This is a genomic window from Janthinobacterium rivuli, assembly GCF_009208735.1.
Classification (GTDB): Bacteria; Pseudomonadota; Gammaproteobacteria; order Burkholderiales; family Burkholderiaceae_D; genus Janthinobacterium.
Genome location: NZ_WFLJ01000002.1, coordinates 158,519 through 175,173, shown reverse-complemented (window position 1 = coordinate 175,173; position 16,655 = coordinate 158,519). Strand labels below are relative to the sequence as shown.

Here is a 16,655-nt window from a genome sequence, read left to right as displayed (position 1 = left end):
CGCTGAAAATGGTGCAGTGCAATACCGTAGAACTACGGTATCGGCCCGTTTTAAATGGCAAAAAACCATGTTTTATGTTGCGATGCACCGGGATCAAGGCTTGTTGCGCAGGGCCAAGGTAAACGTGCTGCCGGAACCGTAGTCGCTGTTGAAGAACAGGGCGCCGCCGATGGCGTTGGCCAGGTTCTGGCACAGGTACAGGCCCAGTCCCGCGCCTTCCACGTGGCGCGTGGAGGTGGAATCGAGCTGCGAGAAGGCCTGGAACAGCTTGGCCTGGTCTTCTTCCTTGATGCCGGCGCCGCTGTCGGCGATGCTCATTTCCGTCACCAGCACGTCGTCTTCCTCGCGCTGGGCCAGGCAGATGCGCACCGTGCCCTGTTCCGTGAACTTGATGGCGTTGTTGAGCAGGTTGATGAGGATTTGCGTCAGCGCGCGTCGGTCCGTGTCGATGATGACGGACGGCTGGCCCGCTTCTCCCAGCGCCATTTCCAGCGCCAGGCCCTTTTGCTGGGCCAGCGGGCGCAGGGTGTCGGCCACCTCGGCCATCAGATCCTGGCAGTGCACGGGTTCGATCGACAGGGTCAGCTTGCCCGCCTCGATCTTGGCCACGTCGAGGATGTCGTTGATCAGCGAGAGCAGATGGCGCGCGCTGGCGCGGATGGTGTTCAGCTGCTTGTCCTGGTCCGACGTCAGCGGCCCTGGCAATTTCATCAGCAGCGCGCCCGTGAAGCCGATGATGGCGTTGAGCGGTGTGCGCAGTTCATGCGACATGTTGGCGATGAAGGCGGACTTCATGCGGCTCGCCTCGGCCAGTTCCAGGTTTTTCAGGGCGATTTCGCGGTTGATGGTTTCCAGTTCGGCCGCATGGTGCGCCAGGCGCATGTTCAGCTCGATCACCTGGCGCTCGCGCGCCTGCAGTTCGCCGTTGACCTGCACCGCCTGTTCATACGTGGAAATGAGCAAATCGAGGATTTGCTGGCGTTCCGCATTGATGAAATGCTTCTGGTCGCCCAGGTACAGGGCGATGCCGATTTCCACATTCTGGTTCTTGCGCAGCTTCTGGTTCATCAGCATGTGGCTGATGCGGTTGAGCAGGTAGTCTTCCGCGTAGGGCTTGCGGATGAAATTGTCGGCGCCGCACTCGATGCCGCGGATGATGTCCTTCGGGTCGTTGAGCGAGGTGACGAGGATCACGGGGATGTCGCGCAGGGTCGGATCGGACTTGATGGCGCGGCACAGGTCGTAGCCATTCATTTCAGGCATGACGATATCGGACAGCACCAGATGCGGCTTGCGCTCGCGGATGGCGGCCAGGGCCAGCTGGCCATTCGCCGCCACGCGTGCGTTATAGTGCAGCGACTGGATCAGGCGGCGCAGGCGCTCCGCCTGGGTCGGGCTGTCCTCGACGATCAGGATCTCGATTTCGTCAGGCTTGATTTGGTTGTTGGAGTCCACAGACCTCTCCTAGGATTTCAGTGTGGTGATGCTGGGCGCCGTGAGCGCGCAATATCGACATCGTATGACTATATCGGATTTAGGTCTGCAAAAGTAACTTCCAAGTAACTATTTTGGCCACAGGGAATGCTGTGGCCGCCTGTCAATTCTCTCCCTGGAACTGGCCTGCGCGATAGGTGAGCACGAGGGTGTCGCGGTGTCCATGTTCACCAATGGGCTGGATCGGCGTCGATTCATGGATGACAAACGCATCGTCGAGCAGCAGCAGCGACCATGGCTCGGTCAGGGTAAAGCGCTTGCCATTGGGGCCGTTCGCCTCGAAGATGCGCGTCTCGCCGCCCTTGACCTGTTCACGCCCGATCAGCAGCACGGCGACGAAATCGACGCCGTCGCGGTGCGCGCCTTCCGGCGTGGGGCGGCCAATGCCATCGGTCGTATCGATGCGGAACTGGTGCGCCTCGATGAACCACGGCTGGCGGCCCTTGACCTGCGAGCAGACGTCGCCCAGCGCCCGGATCAGCTGCTGCCAGGCCGGCTGCGCGACGATGGCCGGCTCGACCGGCTCGAACAGGCGGTGCATGCCGCCGTGCAGGGCGTTGTATTCGACCGGTTGCCAGTGCGGACGGTGCGCCGTCTGCGTCAGGCGCTCGCCATCCTGCACGAAGCACGAGTGGCGCCGGCGGCGATAGCGGCCGCCATCCTTCAGGTAATTGTCCAGCGCCAGCGTGTTCCAGCTACCTTCCAGCGCGCGCAGCGCGGTCAGCGGGCAGCCGGCCAGCGCGGCCACGTCCTGCGGGCGCAGGACGGCATAGCCGTCATCGCGCAAGGCGTCCTTGACGTGGGACGGGTCGGTAAAGATCGGTGCGGAAGTGCTCATGGCGGTGCGGGCCGGAACGCGGCCTGTCTCAGTTTATCCAGCCTGGCATTCTACGACTTCGCGGCGTTTCCTGTGCAGTGCGATAAGAATTATTCTTGTTTACTTAAAAATTCTTTACCAGGGTCAGGCGCAGCGAGCGCGATTCCACCGGATGGAAGTGGATATCGTCGACGGGCTGCGCCTCGCCGGGCAGGCGCGAGGCATAGTAGTAGTCGATGGCCGAGTCGCGCCGGTTGGCCAGGTTGTAGCCTTCGACTTCCACGCGCAAGGTCTTGTCGATCTGGTAGGCGATGCGTCCGTTCAAGCCCACGCTGGCCGCCGAGCGCACGCTGTTGTCTTCGATCAGCGGGCGCGGGCCGAAGTAGCGCAGGCGCAGGGAGCCCGACCAGGGCCCCGCCGGCGTCACCGTCATGGCCAGCTGGGCCACGCCTTCGATGGCGCCGGGGATGAAGTCGCCCGCCGGGTCGCTGCCGCGCGACCGCGCCCGCGCATACGCCAGGTCCAGGTCCAGCGACAGCCAGCTGGCGGCCTTGTAGTAGCTGGAAAATTCGATGCCATAGCGGCGGCTGGGGCGGCCCGCCTCGGTGGCGCCCGCGTCGCCGATGAACAGCAGCTCGGAATCGAAGTCCAGGCGGTACAGCGACAGCGACGTTTGCAGGCCGGCGATGGCGGCGCTGCGCAAGCCCAGTTCCAGGGCGCGCGAGCGCACCAGGGGCGTGACCTTGTCTGCCGCCTCGCCCGTCTTCGGGTCGAGCGTGATCGTCGTGCCGCGCGCGTCGTTGCTGTGAAAACCATTGCCGATGTTGACATACGCTTCCGTGTCGCGCCACGGCCCGGCGATCACGCTCAGGCTGGGGCTGAACAAATGGTCGCTGGCCGTGCCCGCATTGGCTGCGCGGTCGCTGCGCACGTCGAAGCGGTAGGCGTCCGCGCGCAGTCCCGCCACGGTGCGTAGCGACCGCGACCAGCGCGTGCTGTTTTCGCCATACACGCCGATGCTCGATTCGACGATATGGTCTTGCCGCGTGGTCGACACGATCTGCCGCTGGTGCGTGTTGTACAGGCCATTGTGGATATTGTCGTTCTGCAGCTGCACGCCGATGGTGGTGTCGCTGCTGCCCCTGTCCGTGTGGCGGTGCCAGGTATGGCTGGCGTCGAGGCCGGACGTCACGCGCCGGTCGGGCTGGGCGAACTGGTCGCCGTTGTCGGGGTCGTCCAGCGCATACGTGAAATTCGAGAACAGGGCCAGGCGGTTGGCGATCACATACGCGCTGACCTTGGAGGAGACGTCGTCCGTCGTCTGGCGCCAGGCGCCCGACAGGCTGTAGCGCTGGGCCTTGCCGCCATCGCTGGCATCGATGGCGTCGAAGCGGCCCAAGGTGCCGTCCCGCACGGCGCGCAGCGGAATCTGGTCGGTGGCGTTCCAGCTGGCGTCGTACGCCATGGCCGTGACGTTGTAGCCGTTGTTGGCATAGCCGTCGCTGTAGCGCAGCACGCCATTGCGCTTGCGGTAGCGGTCCGGCTGCGTGAACGGGCCGTCGTTATGCTGCGCTTCGAGCGCGTACAGCAGGCTGCCGTCGCCCGCATCGATGGAGTCGGCCAGCAGGGCGCGGCGAAAGCCGTTTTGCCCGATGCCGGCGCTGGCGACGCCCTGCGTCAGGCGGTTCGCGTAGACGATGGACGCCGCGCCGGCCGAGGAAAAATCGCCTTGCGCCGCCGAATACGGTCCCTTCTTGTAATCGAGGCGCATGGCCAGTTCGGGGATCAGGAAGTTCAGGTCCGTCCAGCCCTGGCCGTGGCCATGGCTGCGCTGGTTGACGGGCATCTCGTCGACGGTGCTGCGCAAGTCCGTGCCGTGATCGAGGTTGAAGCCGCGCAGGTAGAACTGGTTGGCCTTGCCCTCGCCGCTATGCTGGCTGACGATCAGCCCCGGCACGGCTTCGAGCAGTTCGCCGGGCCGGTAGCTGGTGCGCGCGTCGAGCTGCCGTTGCGTGACGCTGCCCGCGTTGGCTGAATCGGCCACGCCCAGCTGGTTCAGGCGCGAACCGTCGACCAGCACGCGCTGGAAGATGTCGTCGGCGTGGGCGGCCGGTGAAAACAGGGCGGCGAGGAGGAGGAGAAGGTAGCGTGGCGTCATGGGTGTATGGGGGGGGGGCGGCGGTCTGCCGGTGTTCAGCGGATCGGCAGTTCCGTGTTCTGGCGGTCGAACATCAGCGTCTGGATGGCGCCGCTGTCCTGCACGTTGAGGGTGTTGCGCTGGCTGGGCAGGAAGTCGATCAGCAACTGGTTATGGATGCGCGTGGCGGGGGCCAGGCGCGTGCCTTCGAGCTCCTGGAAGATGACCACGTTGTCGGCATTGACCTTCATGCCGACCCAGTTCAGGCGCAATCGCTTGCCGTCCGGTCCCACCAGATAAAACTGTTTTTCGACATAGCGGCGCAGCGCCGCTTCGCTGTCTTCCTGGCCCAGGTCGAACTGGCGCTGGTACAGATTCGTCAGCAGCGCCTCGACGTCGTGGCCCGTGTAGGTGTGCACCACTTCCGTGTTGCCGCTGGCCGGGTTATAGCTGATGTCGGCGATGCCCATGTGAAAATTGTGGGCACCCGCCGCCATGCTGGCGCAGGCCAGCATGGCACAAGCGAGCAGGCGCCAGCGCTTCACGCCTCGTCGCCCTTGGCCGAGCCGCTGCCTTTCAACGGCGTCTGGAAATCGCGCATCAGGTTATCCTTGGGCGACTTCTCGCTCTTGAACAGTTCCAGGCGCGATGGCGTGATCTTTCTCGGCCAGCTATTGTTGCTGGTGTCGATGTCGGCCGTTTCCCAGTACGGGTCCTGCACCAGGCCCACCATCGGCTCATCCGTGATGACGACCTTGGTGATTTTCTTCGGCGCGTAGCGCCACACTTCGGCCGGCACGCGCTCGACGTATTTCTTGCCGCTTTTCAGTTCGATCTCGAGGATCAGCGGCATCACCATGCCGCCCACGTTCGACAGGTCGACCAGGTACAGATGCTTGCCCTGTTTCAGCAAGTCTTTTTCCCACGGTTCCAGGGTGGCCAGCGCTTCGGCATAGGCGTTGCGGTCTTTGTTGGTCACCGTGAAATCGTCGTGCTGGTTGTAGAAATCCTTCAGCTCCGGATGCGCGTCGACGCGGCGCGGCATGCCCTTGTTGGCGCGGCTCGTGACCGATTCCGGCTGGGCGTCCTTCTGCGCCTTTTTCCAGGCTTTTTCCGTTTCCGGGTTCTTCGAGCTCACGCCGTATTCGCTGATGCCGTCGATGCTGATGTCGACCGGGTCGGTGGAATAAAACCAGCCGCGCCAGAACCAGTCCAGGTCCGTGCCTGAAGCGTCTTCCATGGTGCGGAAAAAGTCGGCGGGCGTGGGGCGCTTGAACTTCCAGCGCTGTGCATATTCCTTGAACGCGTAGTCGAACAGCTCGCGTCCGAGGATGGTCTCGCGCAGGATGTTCAGGCCCGCCGCGGGCTTGGCGTAGGCGTTGTTGCCGAACTGCAGCAGCGATTCGGAGTTCGTCATGATGGGCACCTGGTCGCGGCTACGCATGTAGTCGACGATCTCGCGCGGCTCGCCGCGCGAAGCCGGGTAGTTTTCTTCCCACGCCTGCTGCGCCAGGTATTGCACGAAGGTGTTGAGGCCTTCGTCCATCCACGTCCACTGGCGCTCGTCCGAGTTGATGATCATCGGGTAGTAGTTGTGGCCCACCTCGTGGATGATCACGCCGATCAGGCCATACTTGGTGCGCTTCGAGTAGGTCAGCTCGCCCGTCTTCTTGTCCTTCACGGGGCGCGGGCCGTTGAACGAGATCATCGGATACTCCATGCCGCCCACGGGGCCGTTGACGGAGATGGCCGTCGGGTACGGGTAGGCTATGCTGTACTTGTTGTACTGTTCGATCGTGTGCACGATGGCTTGCGTGCTGTATTTTTCCCACAGCGGATTGCCCTCTTTCGGATAGTAGGACATGGCCATCACATCGCTGCCGCCCTTCTTGTAGCCCTGCGCATCCCAGATGAACTTGCGGCTCGAGGCCCAGGCGAAGTCGCGCACGTTGGCCGCCTTGAAGTGCCACGTCTTTTGCGCGCGGCTGACGGATTTTTCGGCCGCCTCCGCCTCTTTCTGCGTGACGATGACGACGGGCTTGTCGCTGCCGCGGGCCCTTTCCAGGCGTTCGCGCTGTGCGGACGACAGTACCTCCTGCGGGTTTTGCAGCGCACCGGTGGCGGCGACGATATGGTCGGCGGGAACGGTCAGCTGCACGTCGTAGTCGCCGAATTCCAGCGTGAATTCGCCCGAGCCGAGGAACTGCTTGTGCTGCCAGCCGGCCGCGTCGTAGTAGGCCGCCATGCGCGGGAACCACTGCGCCACTTCGAACAGGGCGTTCTTGTCGTCGAAGACTTCATAGCCGGCGCGCCCGCCCAGTACCTTCTGTTCATTGATGCGGTAATCCCAGTCGATCTGGAAGACGAAATCCTGGCCCGGTTTCAAGGGCTGCGGCAAATCGATGCGCATCATGGTGCAGTTGATAACGTACTTCAGGGGCTGGCCATCGGCGCTTTTCAAGGCGCGGATATGGAAGCCACCCTGAAAGTCGCCGCGCCAGGATGCCGCGCAAGCCTTCGAACTTCATGGTGTCTTCGCCCGTCGTCCTGGCCCACGCCTGGCGCGAAGGCGCCGTGGCCATGCGGCGCGCGTCGGAATCGGGCCGGTAGATATTCTGGTCCAGTTGCACCCACAGGTAGCCGAGGGTGTCGGGCGACTGGTTATGGTAGGTGATGGTGCCGCTGCCGGCGATCTCGCGTTTGGCTTCGTCCAGGGTGGCGCGGATGGTGTAGTCGGCGCGCTGCTGCCAGTAGGCGTGGCCCGGCGCGCCGGAGGCGGTGCGGTAGGTGTTCGGGGTGGGCAGCACTTCTTCGAGCTGGCGGAACTTGTCGTCGAATGGTTCGGCAGCGTAGGCCGACACGGTAAAGCACAGAGCCAACGAGGCTACGGAGCCGAAAGATAAGCGCATGGGCACCCTGATGTTGTTGTAAGGAAATAGTGGCAACTATTCTATACGCGGGGTGGGGCCAGCCATGTATCGATTTGTAATAAACAAAGGCGGATTGTGCGCCAACTTTTGCCTGGCGCTGTCAGGCGGATGCTTTACCTGATTTTGCTCGGAAAAGCGGCGCGTTTACTCACTTTTCATCAGACTGTCGCGCAACTGGTTCAGTTGTTGTTTCATGTCCACAACTTGTTCCACGCTGCAGTGGCTGGCCGTCAATATGGCTTCTGGCAACAGGGCCGCCTCGTGGCGTAGCTGGTCGCCTTGTTCCGTAAGGGAAATGATGACCTGGCGCTCGTCGCTGGCGGCGCGCGTGCGCGTCAACAGGCCCGACTGCTCCATGCGCTTGAGCAGGGGCGTCAGGGTGGCCGAGTCGAGGAACAGGCGCTCGCCCACTTCCGACACCGTCAGGCCGTCGCGCTCCCACAGCACCATCATCACCAGGTATTGCGAATAGGTCAGGCCGAGCTTACGCAAGAGCTTGCGGTACAGCTTGTTCATGGCAAGCGAGGTCGAGTACAGCGCAAAGCACAGCTGGCTGTCCAGGCGCGGCACCTGGTGCAAGGGGTTGGGGGCGGGGGTGGTATCCATGGGCACAGTATATATAGTGCGCTATTTAATTGCAATGCGCGGCGCCGGACCTGGCGATCCGGCACCGGGACGCGGACGCTTATCCGGCGTAGCGCGCGCGCAGCAGATTGAGCATCGCGACGTTCTGTTCCCACGCGTCGCTCACGGGCTGCTGCGTGTATGGCAGCGTTTGCGTGTACGGCGCGGGGCCGAATTCCGGCGTGAACGTCATGCGCTCGGCGCCGGCCGCGCGGCGCAGGGCGACGATGGCGTCCCACCAGGCCAGGTGGGCGTCGAGCGCAGGCTTGGCTTCCGGCGCGCGGAAGTCGGCCACCTGCGGCCCCTGCGCATGGCCCACGCGCGCATGCACGTGGCGCACCAGCGGCAGCACTTGCGCCAGGGGCTGCGGCTGGTCTTCCAGCAGCGATTCGCAGGCGCAGCACCAGTGCGACAGGTCGGCCGTCAAGGGCAGTTCGGGATATTGCGCCAAGTAGGGCAGCAGCAGCATCGGGTGGCCGGAAAAGCGGCTGCGGTGGATTTCATGCACGATGGGCACGCCGTGCCTGGCCGAGATGGCGGCGGCCAGGTCGATCAATTCCGCGTTCTGCGCCTGGCTGTAGTAATCCTTGCCCGTGTGCGTGTTGACCAGCACGGGGCGGGCCAGGCAGGCGTTTTCCAGCAGTTCCGCCAGGGCGGCGCGGTGCAGTTCGAAGTCGCCGTGGAAGACGGTTTCCCACTGCGCGGCGATCAGTTGCAGTCCGGCCCTGGCGATGCGGTCCGTCCACTCCTCGCGCAAGGCCGCGTCCAGCGGCAGCGACATTTCGATGCCGTCGAAGCCGGCCGCCGCTACCTTGTCGATGAAGACCTCGGGCGGCAGGTCGTTATTGCCCCAGTGGGCGGCAAAGACCTCGATGCGCATCAGACGAAGCCCCGCACGGGGAAGGACGCGTCGCGCTGGATCCAGTTGTGGGCCGCGTATTCGGTCTGGCCGTCGGTGGCGTGCAAGGTATAGGCGTGGCGCGAGACGGGCGAGCGGTTCGGCGCGCTGTAATGGGGCAGCAAGCCATGGAAGCAGACGAGGGCGCCAGCCTTCACTTCCAGCGGCACGGCCGTGCTGTCGTCAGGCCACGGCGTCGCATCGAGTTTTTCCACGCGCACGGCGTCGCCGTTGCGGATGAAGCGTTCGCGCAGCGGGCCGCGGTGGCCGCCCGGTTCCGCCCACAGGCAGCCGTTGTCCAGGGTCGCGTCTTCCAGCGCGAACCAGAAGGTGGTCACGCTGATGGGCGTGGTCTCGAAATACGTGGCGTCCTGGTGCCAGCGCACTTCGCCGCCGATGCCGGGCTGCTTGAAAATGTACATCGATTGCCAGACCTGCGCATCCGCCAGGCCCAGGTCGCGCGCCACCGCGGCCAGCTTCGGGTCGGCCGAAAAAGCGCGGAAGACGGGGTCCAGATCGTGCATGGCGTGGCCGATCTTGTTGATCGACAGGGATTTCGCCTGCTTCAGCTGGCCGTCCGCGCCGAACGCCTCTTCCTCGAAGAAGCAGCGGATGGTGTTGTCGGAGGCGAGAAAATAATCGTTGGTGTTCTTCGCCTGGTCGCGCGTGGTGAAGATCGATTGACTCTGGCTGGGATCGAATTCGTTGACAATCTGTTCGGCGCGCGCGCGCAGGGCGGCGATCTCGTCCGCACCCTTGAAGTCGGGCAGGATGAGGTAGCCGTCGCGCTGGTACTGTTCTTGTTGGTCGATCGTTAGCATGGCGGCGGCTCCGTAAGTAGATAGAAAGCGCCATTGTAGGATGGGCAAGGGCGGCAAACAATCGCCCTGCGGTTGACAGATTGTCGCCAAAGCGCAGACAATCTTTGACATGGATCAACTAAAAGCGATGGAAGTCTTTGTCGAAGTGGCGCGCCTGCGCAGCTTCACGCTGGCCGGGCAGCGCCTGGGCCTGACGCGGGCCATGGTCAGCAAGACCATCATGCAGCTGGAAGAGCGCCTGCATGCGCGCCTGCTGCACCGCTCCACGCGCGAGGTGAGCCTGACGGATGCGGGCCGCGCTTATCTGGCGCCGTGCATGGCCACCGTCAGCCAGGCGCAGGAAGCGGCGCGCATGGTGGCGCACGTGGCGCAGGCGGGAGTGGGGGCGGAGCTGGCCGGGCCGCTGCGCATCCAGGCGCCGTCGAGTTTCGGCAGCGCGTGGCTGGCCGACGCCGTCGCCCGTTTCAGCCTGCTGCACCCGCAGGTGCGCGCCGAGTTGTTTGTCGACGATGCGCTGCTCGACCCGATACGCCACGGTTTTGACTTGACCATCCGCGTGGGCGGCATCCCGGACAGCAGCGCGCTGGCCATGCGCCCGCTGGCGCCGTGCCGCGCCGTGCTGTGCGCCAGTCCCGCCTACCTGGCGCAATGGGGCGTGCCGCAGGCGCCGCAAGAGCTGTTGCAGCACCAGTGCCTGCACTTCAGCCACCTGACCGATGGCACGAACTGGCATTTCCAGCGCGGCGAGGGCGGCCAGCAAGAAGCGGTGAGCGTGCGCGTGCAGGCGGGTTTTACGGCGAACAATGGCCTGGTGCTGCACCAGGCGGCGCAGCGGGGACTCGGTATCGTCTACAGCACCACGTTCCTCGCCTGGCGCAACCTGCTCGATGGCAGCCTGCTGCCCGTGCTGTCGGACTGGGACCTGCCGCTGAATCACTTGAGCGCCCTGTATCCGGCCAGCCGCCAGCCGTCGCCCAAGGTGCGCGCGCTGATCGATTTCCTGGTGGCCGAATACCAGCCCGTGCCGCCGTGGGACCGCGAGCTGGCAGCGGCCGGATTTTTTAGCTGAAAGCGGCCGGTTCCAGCGTCCACGCGCCATCGGCGTACACGCGCTCGTCGTCCAGATACACGGCTTCGGTGACGGCGAAGATGTCGACGTGGTAGCGCGCATCCTTGCGCTTGAACTGCGGTTTCGCATACACGCCATGCTTGGCGCCCAGCGACAGGTGGATGCCGCACATGCGTTCATACGTGCCGATGTCGTTGACCAGCTGCTCGCGCGAAAAGGCGCGGTTCATGCCGAAGCCCAGTTCGCGCACCCACACTTCGCCTTCGTGGGCGCGGATGATCTCCAGCATGGCGGTAAATTCCGGCGTGGCGTGTTCCGTGCCCGTCACGCGGCCCTTGTCGATGATCAGGGTGATCGGCGTGTCGGGGCGGTTGACCATGAAGTGGGTGTCGCCAAAGACGAAGATGCGCACGCGCCCGTTCACCGCTTCCAGGTCCTGCGCTTCCGTAAATACTTCGCCCAGGGGGAACTGGCCGCCGATATTGTTCATGCCGCTGTAGTCGCCGATGTTGAGCTTGGCCGATTCGAATGGCGAAGCGAAGACCAGCTGCTCCCCGCCGCTGTCGACCATGCCGTGGCGGGCGCCGTCGATGCGCGCCTTCAGCGCATGGCCGATGCCGCGATAGTAGGCGGGGTCGTAGGCCAGCGAGGCGATGTAGTGCAGCCCCTGCACGCCGGGCATGCGCGACAAATGCACGTGCTCGATGACCTTCAGTCCCCGCTTGAATAGCTCGATGCGGATGCGGAACGCTTCCAGGCGGAAGCTGGTCGACTGGATCAGCACGACGAGGCTGCCGGCGGGCAGTTCGGCAAACGCGGCCAGCACGGCGTCGGGCGTCACTTCGTCGAAATCGATGAAGGTGGCGTCCGGCAAGGCCTGGCGATACGCTTCCGTCAGCACGACATTGAGCCAGCTGCGCTTGTCGCAGACGATCAGGGACGGTTCGTCCGGGCGGTGGCAGATGGCCATGGCCAGCAGGTCGGCCACGTTTTGCGCGGCCACTTCGGTGGCGGCGGCGCTGATGGCGTCGAGCCGGCTGGTGTCATTCTCGGGAAGCGTCATGGTGCTAAGGTGGGGGACGTGAAGTAATTGCAGCATTATAAGGTGATTGCCGCTGAAGGTGATTGCCGTTGGGCACACCATCCCCCATCCGGCACAGGACAGGCGGCTGCCGCGTCCCTGATTATCTTGTGCAGTGCTTTACGGCAATGTATTATTTAACACATGGTATGGCAGCGAGCCTGGAAGCGGCCCGGCGCAGCGGCAAATGCACGCATGCGCACGGCGGCACGCTTTCAGTGATGCAGGGACAACAAGCCGACAGGCGATGATGAAGAGTGTGATGTGATGAGCATAATCGGACAAGATATTCCCATGGAGCGGCCGGATACGGATGGGCGCGCCGCCGTCTTCGTTCCCGTCACGGGCGTCAAGGAAGATGTCCTGTTGACCATACGCAAGGGCGCGGCCATCGTCGGCTTTGCCAACCACGACCGCACCATCACCGTGTATTTTGAAAGCAACCGCTTTGACGACCCCGTGCTGGCGAAGTGGGAGCACAAGGCGCGCAAGGCCTACGACCGCCTGGTCGACAATGCGCCCACCGTGTCGAAATTGACCACCAGTCCCGCCAATTTCGAGCAGATCGGCTATATCAATGGCAAGGGCATCACCATCCGCCGCATGGAAAGCCTGCAACGCTGGCTCGCGTATTCGGAGGCAATGGAGTCTTGCCCGGCAACGGATATCATTCCGCGCACGGTGATTGCGAAACCAGAAAGCGTTAAAGTTTAAGAGCGGCTGATAAAAGACGCCCAGGGCGTTTTATCAATCGTTTCGCTTTCTCCCATTACACCACGACGATATTCGCCTGCGCCTTGAGCGGGCAGGGCAGGGTGTCGTCGAAGGTGATTTCGATGGCGCTGGCGATGAACATGCCGCCGATGTGCTGGGCGGCGATGTCGGGCGGCGTGCCGGGCTTGGTCAGGTTGACGTCCTGGGCGAAGACGAAGACCCGCCAGGTGCCGTAGACCGTTTGATCATATCGCAGCAGGGTGCGGTAAGCCCGCTTCAAGTCCAGGCTGCCCGCGTACACGCCGTCGTTGGCGCCCGGGTCGAAGCCCAGGCCGTCGTCGGTCAGCGATTCCACGAAGTACAGGCCCTGCGGCGCCTGGAACAGCACAAAGGCGTACAGCTCCGTGCCGCGGAAGACATTGCCATTGTCGCGCTTGAAGCTGGCGCGCAGCCACAACGGTTCATAGGCTTGCACGACGGCGGGGGTGTCCGTTTCCACGGGGCCCGCCACATGGATGTTGACTTGCGTTTCGGTGACCGCATGCTGGTAGGTGGCGCCGGTGGTGAAGCGGTCATATTGCCAGCTGATGTCGGCCGTGTAGGGCAGGCCCGCGTTCGGCGCTTCCGACAACACCCATTTCGCCACCACGCGCTCGGCCAGCGTCAGTTCGCCGGCGGTCGGTGCTGTTGCTTCCTGGCCACGCCAGAACGGGTCTGCGATATCGGAGCAGGCGACGGCGATGGCGCCCGAGGCGATGGCCGAGGCCACGCCCGCCACCGTGAATTCGGGCTGCCCCGAGCCGGCCCCTTCGAGCGAACAGCAATGCACGCTGGGCTCCGTTTCCTCGAAGCTGCCGCCCACGCTGAAGCTGGCCTTGCCGGAACCGAGCGCGGCAGAAATGATGGCCACCAGCGCTGCGATGATGGCGATGATGATGGCGAGAACTTTCCACCATGGGTCGGAAAACGGCAGATCCCCATGCGTGCCCGCGTAGGCGGGGTTTGGCGTCCAGACGAGGGTCATGCCGGTCGGCACGATGGGCCCGAGGCCGGGCGGGCAGCGGCAGTCTTTGTTGTCGCCGCCCGTGGCGCCCCAGCGCTTGCCCGGCAGGTGGCCCTGCGGCTTGGACAGTTCCAGGGTGCCTTCCTCGACCGTGCACGTATAGGTGCTGGTGGCGCTGTCGAAGCGCGTTTGCGAGACGAAGATTTGCTGGATCGAGCGGTGCGGCGTGTAGCCGTCCGCCTTGGCGACGAAGCTGACGAGGCGCTTGCCGGGCGTGGCGTGCTGGAAATCGGCATCCCACATGACCAGCATGGCTGCGCCGGCGGGAATGCTGGCAAAGAAGAAGGTGCGTGCCACGGGCGCGATGCCGGGGTCGCCCACGCTTTCCAGATACACGCTGACATTGTTCAGCGCGCTGCTCGACGTATTCGTCACGTGGGCGGCGATGCGCAAGCCATAGATGGCATTGTCGAAGATGCCATCGGGCAGCATGATGTTGGTGACGGGCTCGATCGCGAACGGCCGCGTCAGCACCTGCAGGGGGGTATCGCTCATGATGCTTGCTCCTCGGGGCCTTGCTGTTCTTGCGCTTGCTCTTTCTCCAGGGCGGTGACGATATAGGTGACGCCGCCCAGTATCTTGCCCTCATGGCTCTCCAGCACGCGCAGCAGCGCATACTGGCGTGGCGGCAAGGCTTCGGCGCGCAGGCTCAGGTACACGGCCTGCGCCTGGCCGCGCGGCACTTCCAGCGTCAGTTCTTGCTCGCCGGGCGCATCCCCATGGCAATGGGGCGTGCGCGCCAGACCGGCTATCAGGCGCGCGTCCCTGGCCGGCTGCCATCGCTCGAGCCCCAGGGTGGCCAGCAGGCGCTCCGGCAGCTCGCCGCCCGGTTCGATATGCAATGCCACTTTTCTGTCGGTGCGCGGCAGGGCCGCCACCGCGATGGTCAGCAATTGAGCGCGCCGCGCCGCCAGCACCACGGTGACGTTGCGCTGGGCAATCTGTTCGTGCTGCCTGGGCTGGAAGGGAAAGCCGTTGGGCAGTGGATCGGGCAGCGGGTTGATGTCGCCCGGGCCATGGGCCACGGCCAGCAGGCATTCGTGGCCGCCATTGACGATGACGGGGACCCAGGGCACCAGGCACAGCACTTCCTGCGTGGCACCGGGCGGCAAGTCGGCAAACGCGGAGCCGATCTGCGTGGCGGCGCCGACGGCGATCTGGCCGGAAGGGTCGCCCCAGTAAAAATCCACGCGCACGCCGTTCGAGGCGCTGTTGCCCGTGTTGTGCACGCGGCCCCACAGATAGTTGCTGGTGCCGGCGATGGGCGCGCCGGGCGGCCCCATCGGATCATTGCCCGGCACCACCCAGATGTCGGCGCTGTCCCACCACCAGGGCTGGCCGTCTTCGATGATCAGGTGGGCTGGCATGGCGTTCTCCTTGTCCTTGGCTGGTGCTTGTAGCTTAGGCTGCGGCGACGGAGGCTTTTTGATCGGTATCAAGGCCATGGAACACGGGACGGGTGCGTCCTTGCGTTGCTTGCGTAGGGTAATATTGCGGCAGAATGCAGTGGAATGACTCCAGGAAAAGGTTGGAATGTGCTTGAAACAGTGAATGACGTTTGCATCAACGCCGCTTGCGGCCGGATCTTGCCGCTGCGCGTGGCGCATTGCCCGTTTTGCGGTGCGCGCCAGGTGGCGCAAGCGCCTGTTCTGGAGAAACTGCCAGCGCCGCCCCCGCTGCCGCGCATGCCGCCGCCGGTGCCCGTCGCTGCGCCCATTCCTGCACCGCAACCTGCACCGCAACCCGCGCCGCCGCGTCAGCCCGCTCCCGCTCCCGAGCCCGTCCCGCCAGCGGCCCCCGCGCCGGTCAAGGCGCCGCCCGCGAAACCGGCCAGCAAGGGCTCGGTGCCGCCCCCGCGTCCGCCCGTGCGCTTGCGTACGTGGATCGCGGCGGTGGTGGTGCTGACCGGTATCTGGTTCTTCAACAAGCCGGCCGACAAGCCGGCCAGCGTGGCGGAACAGGTCGAGGCCGCCACGGCGCTGGCGGCGCAGTGCGAGCTGGACGGGGCGCGCAGCGCGCTGGCCGTGCTGAAAAGCGCCAAGGCGCCCGCCGCGCAGATCAAGCGCCTGCAGGCAAACATCAGCAAGTCCGCCGCCGCGTGCGACAGGCAACAGCAACGGGCGCAGGCGTGGACGGCGCTGCAGGACAGCGTCAGCCAGGCGCTCGATGCGGGCAAGCCGGAGCTGGCCGCCACGCGCCTGACCGCCTACGTGAAACGCTGGGGCGAGGATCCCGACACTCTGGAACTCGACGCCAAAGTGAAAGTGGCGCAAGCGAGCGCCCAGCTGGACCTGGCCGACGCCTGCCTGGCAAGGTCGGACCGGGGCTGCCTGGAAAGCAGCCTGATCGCCGCCGAGCGCTACAAGCGGCCGGAACTGGCGGCGCGCACGCAGGCGCTGCGCGCATCGCTGTCGCAACTGCTCGAGCGTTCGCTGCTGGACGCTGTGCCTGCCCCGGCCGCGGGCCAGTAGGGCACGACAATGGAGATGTCCTGCCTGCGCGTCGGGCAAGGCGCCTTGAAAATATCAAGATACCATTGCTTGCAACTACGCCACAAAAGCCTGTTTTTATGTGCGTTAGCGCACACTAGAAAATTTTAGGCAGGTGTATATTGCGAACTGATCTGTGTCTTTTGATAACAATGAAAGGGAATATCATGAAAGTAAGCAAAAATTGGATGACCGTGTGCGCCGCCGGGATGATGGTTGTGGCACTGGCTGCCTGCCAGAAGAAGGACGATGTCGCCGCAGGTCCTGCGGAACAAGCGGGCCAGAAGATCGATGCGGCCGCTGCCAAGGCTGAAGCCGACATCAAGGCCGCCGCTACCAAGGCCGACGCCGCCGTGAGCCAGGCCGCTGCCGATACGGGCGCCAAGATGGATCAGGTCGCCGCTGACGCCGACAAGAAAATGAGCGAAGCGGCCGATGCCGTCGGCAAGAAAGTGGAAAAAGCCGGCGAAAAGATGCAGGACGCCGCGCACAAGTAATACTCGCAATACCCGCGCCAG

14 protein-coding genes and 1 pseudogene are annotated in these 16,655 nt (G+C 64.3%); 4 read left to right on the top strand and 11 right to left on the bottom strand.

Annotation, left to right across the window (positions count from 1 at the left end; genetic code table 11):
- Positions 1 to 93 precede the first annotated feature (93 nt).
- The 8 genes and pseudogenes from GCN78_RS03350 to GCN78_RS03315 form a co-directional block, all read right to left on the bottom strand.
- A complete protein-coding gene (locus tag GCN78_RS03350) occupies positions 94 to 1,455 on the bottom strand; it encodes a hybrid sensor histidine kinase/response regulator (protein WP_152250414.1) in 1,362 nt (453 codons plus the stop codon).
- A 142-nt stretch (positions 1,456 to 1,597) separates the two neighbouring features.
- The gene (locus GCN78_RS03345) at positions 1,598 to 2,332 is read right to left on the bottom strand and encodes a 2OG-Fe dioxygenase family protein (protein WP_152250413.1); all 735 of its coding nucleotides are present in this window, start codon (positions 2,330 to 2,332) and stop codon (positions 1,598 to 1,600) included.
- 103 nt (positions 2,333 to 2,435) lie between these two features.
- On the bottom strand, positions 2,436 to 4,469 hold the full coding sequence (locus GCN78_RS03340) for a TonB-dependent receptor (protein ID WP_152250412.1): 2,034 nt from the start codon (positions 4,467 to 4,469) through the stop codon (positions 2,436 to 2,438).
- A gap of 35 nt (positions 4,470 to 4,504) precedes the next feature.
- The gene (locus tag GCN78_RS03335) at positions 4,505 to 4,993 is read right to left on the bottom strand and encodes a DUF6702 family protein (protein ID WP_152250411.1); all 489 of its coding nucleotides are present in this window, start codon (positions 4,991 to 4,993) and stop codon (positions 4,505 to 4,507) included.
- Positions 4,990 to 7,357: pseudogene (locus GCN78_RS03330) on the bottom strand (M1 family metallopeptidase). Before GCN78_RS03330 ends, GCN78_RS03335 begins: the two are co-directional and overlap by 4 nt.
- A 165-nt stretch (positions 7,358 to 7,522) precedes the next feature.
- Complete coding sequence (locus GCN78_RS03325) at positions 7,523 to 7,984, bottom strand: MarR family winged helix-turn-helix transcriptional regulator (RefSeq protein ID WP_152250410.1); 462 nt, start codon at positions 7,982 to 7,984, stop codon at positions 7,523 to 7,525.
- Between the two features lie 79 nt (positions 7,985 to 8,063).
- Positions 8,064 to 8,882 (bottom strand): sugar phosphate isomerase/epimerase family protein, encoded by an 819-nt coding sequence (locus tag GCN78_RS03320; protein WP_152250409.1) that lies wholly within the window; start codon positions 8,880 to 8,882, stop codon positions 8,064 to 8,066.
- The gene (locus tag GCN78_RS03315; protein ID WP_152250408.1) at positions 8,882 to 9,721 is read right to left on the bottom strand and encodes a phytanoyl-CoA dioxygenase family protein; all 840 of its coding nucleotides are present in this window, start codon (positions 9,719 to 9,721) and stop codon (positions 8,882 to 8,884) included. Before GCN78_RS03315 ends, GCN78_RS03320 begins: the two co-directional genes overlap by 1 nt.
- 109 nt (positions 9,722 to 9,830) lie before the next feature.
- On the opposite strand from GCN78_RS03315, the gene GCN78_RS03310 reads away from it, so the two are divergent.
- Positions 9,831 to 10,790 (top strand): LysR family transcriptional regulator, encoded by a 960-nt coding sequence (locus GCN78_RS03310; RefSeq protein ID WP_226939436.1) that lies wholly within the window; start codon positions 9,831 to 9,833, stop codon positions 10,788 to 10,790.
- Here GCN78_RS03310 and GCN78_RS03305 read toward each other — a convergent pair.
- The gene (locus tag GCN78_RS03305) at positions 10,783 to 11,853 is read right to left on the bottom strand and encodes a M29 family metallopeptidase (RefSeq protein ID WP_152250407.1); all 1,071 of its coding nucleotides are present in this window, start codon (positions 11,851 to 11,853) and stop codon (positions 10,783 to 10,785) included. The two genes, GCN78_RS03310 and GCN78_RS03305, sit on opposite strands and share 8 nt — an antisense overlap.
- Before the next feature lie 312 nt (positions 11,854 to 12,165).
- Between GCN78_RS03305 and GCN78_RS03300 the strand changes: the two genes are divergently transcribed.
- Entirely contained in the window at positions 12,166 to 12,585 is a 420-nt protein-coding gene (locus GCN78_RS03300) for a hypothetical protein (RefSeq protein WP_152250577.1), read from the top strand.
- 55 nt (positions 12,586 to 12,640) lie between these two features.
- Here GCN78_RS03300 and GCN78_RS03295 read toward each other — a convergent pair whose 3' ends face one another.
- Both GCN78_RS03295 and GCN78_RS03290 read right to left on the bottom strand, forming a co-directional pair.
- The gene (locus GCN78_RS03295; RefSeq protein WP_152250406.1) at positions 12,641 to 14,143 is read right to left on the bottom strand and encodes a hypothetical protein; all 1,503 of its coding nucleotides are present in this window, start codon (positions 14,141 to 14,143) and stop codon (positions 12,641 to 12,643) included.
- Positions 14,140 to 15,015, bottom strand: coding sequence for a hypothetical protein (locus GCN78_RS03290; protein WP_152250405.1), 876 nt, complete (start codon positions 15,013 to 15,015; stop codon positions 14,140 to 14,142). The genes GCN78_RS03295 and GCN78_RS03290 overlap by 4 nt, the downstream gene beginning before the upstream one ends.
- A 168-nt stretch (positions 15,016 to 15,183) precedes the next feature.
- Here GCN78_RS03290 and GCN78_RS03285 point away from each other — a divergent pair, with 168 nt between their 5' ends.
- Complete coding sequence (locus tag GCN78_RS03285) at positions 15,184 to 16,119, top strand: hypothetical protein (protein ID WP_152250404.1); 936 nt, start codon at positions 15,184 to 15,186, stop codon at positions 16,117 to 16,119.
- A gap of 185 nt (positions 16,120 to 16,304) precedes the next feature.
- Positions 16,305 to 16,634, top strand: a complete 330-nt coding sequence (locus GCN78_RS03280) for a hypothetical protein (RefSeq protein WP_035821678.1) — start codon at positions 16,305 to 16,307, stop codon at positions 16,632 to 16,634.
- The last annotated feature ends 21 nt before the right edge of the window (positions 16,635 to 16,655 follow it).

Bases quoted from the DNA above. Each gene is read 5' to 3' on its own strand.
- GCN78_RS03340 (WP_152250412.1), bottom strand. From the start codon at position 4,469: ATGACGCCACGCTACCTTCTCCTCCTCCTCGCCGCCCTGTTTTCACCG.
- GCN78_RS03315 (WP_152250408.1), bottom strand. From the start codon at position 9,721: ATGCTAACGATCGACCAACAAGAACAGTACCAGCGCGACGGCTACCTC.
- GCN78_RS03290 (WP_152250405.1), bottom strand. From the start codon at position 15,015: ATGCCAGCCCACCTGATCATCGAAGACGGCCAGCCCTGGTGGTGGGAC.
- GCN78_RS03300 (WP_152250577.1), top strand. From the start codon at position 12,166: ATGGAGCGGCCGGATACGGATGGGCGCGCCGCCGTCTTCGTTCCCGTC.
- GCN78_RS03310 (WP_226939436.1), top strand. From the start codon at position 9,831: ATGGATCAACTAAAAGCGATGGAAGTCTTTGTCGAAGTGGCGCGCCTG.
- GCN78_RS03325 (WP_152250410.1), bottom strand. From the start codon at position 7,984: ATGGATACCACCCCCGCCCCCAACCCCTTGCACCAGGTGCCGCGCCTG.
- GCN78_RS03295 (WP_152250406.1), bottom strand. From the start codon at position 14,143: ATGAGCGATACCCCCCTGCAGGTGCTGACGCGGCCGTTCGCGATCGAG.
- GCN78_RS03305 (WP_152250407.1), bottom strand. From the start codon at position 11,853: ATGACGCTTCCCGAGAATGACACCAGCCGGCTCGACGCCATCAGCGCC.
- GCN78_RS03320 (WP_152250409.1), bottom strand. From the start codon at position 8,882: ATGCGCATCGAGGTCTTTGCCGCCCACTGGGGCAATAACGACCTGCCG.
- GCN78_RS03345 (WP_152250413.1), bottom strand. From the start codon at position 2,332: ATGAGCACTTCCGCACCGATCTTTACCGACCCGTCCCACGTCAAGGAC.
- GCN78_RS03280 (WP_035821678.1), top strand. From the start codon at position 16,305: ATGAAAGTAAGCAAAAATTGGATGACCGTGTGCGCCGCCGGGATGATG.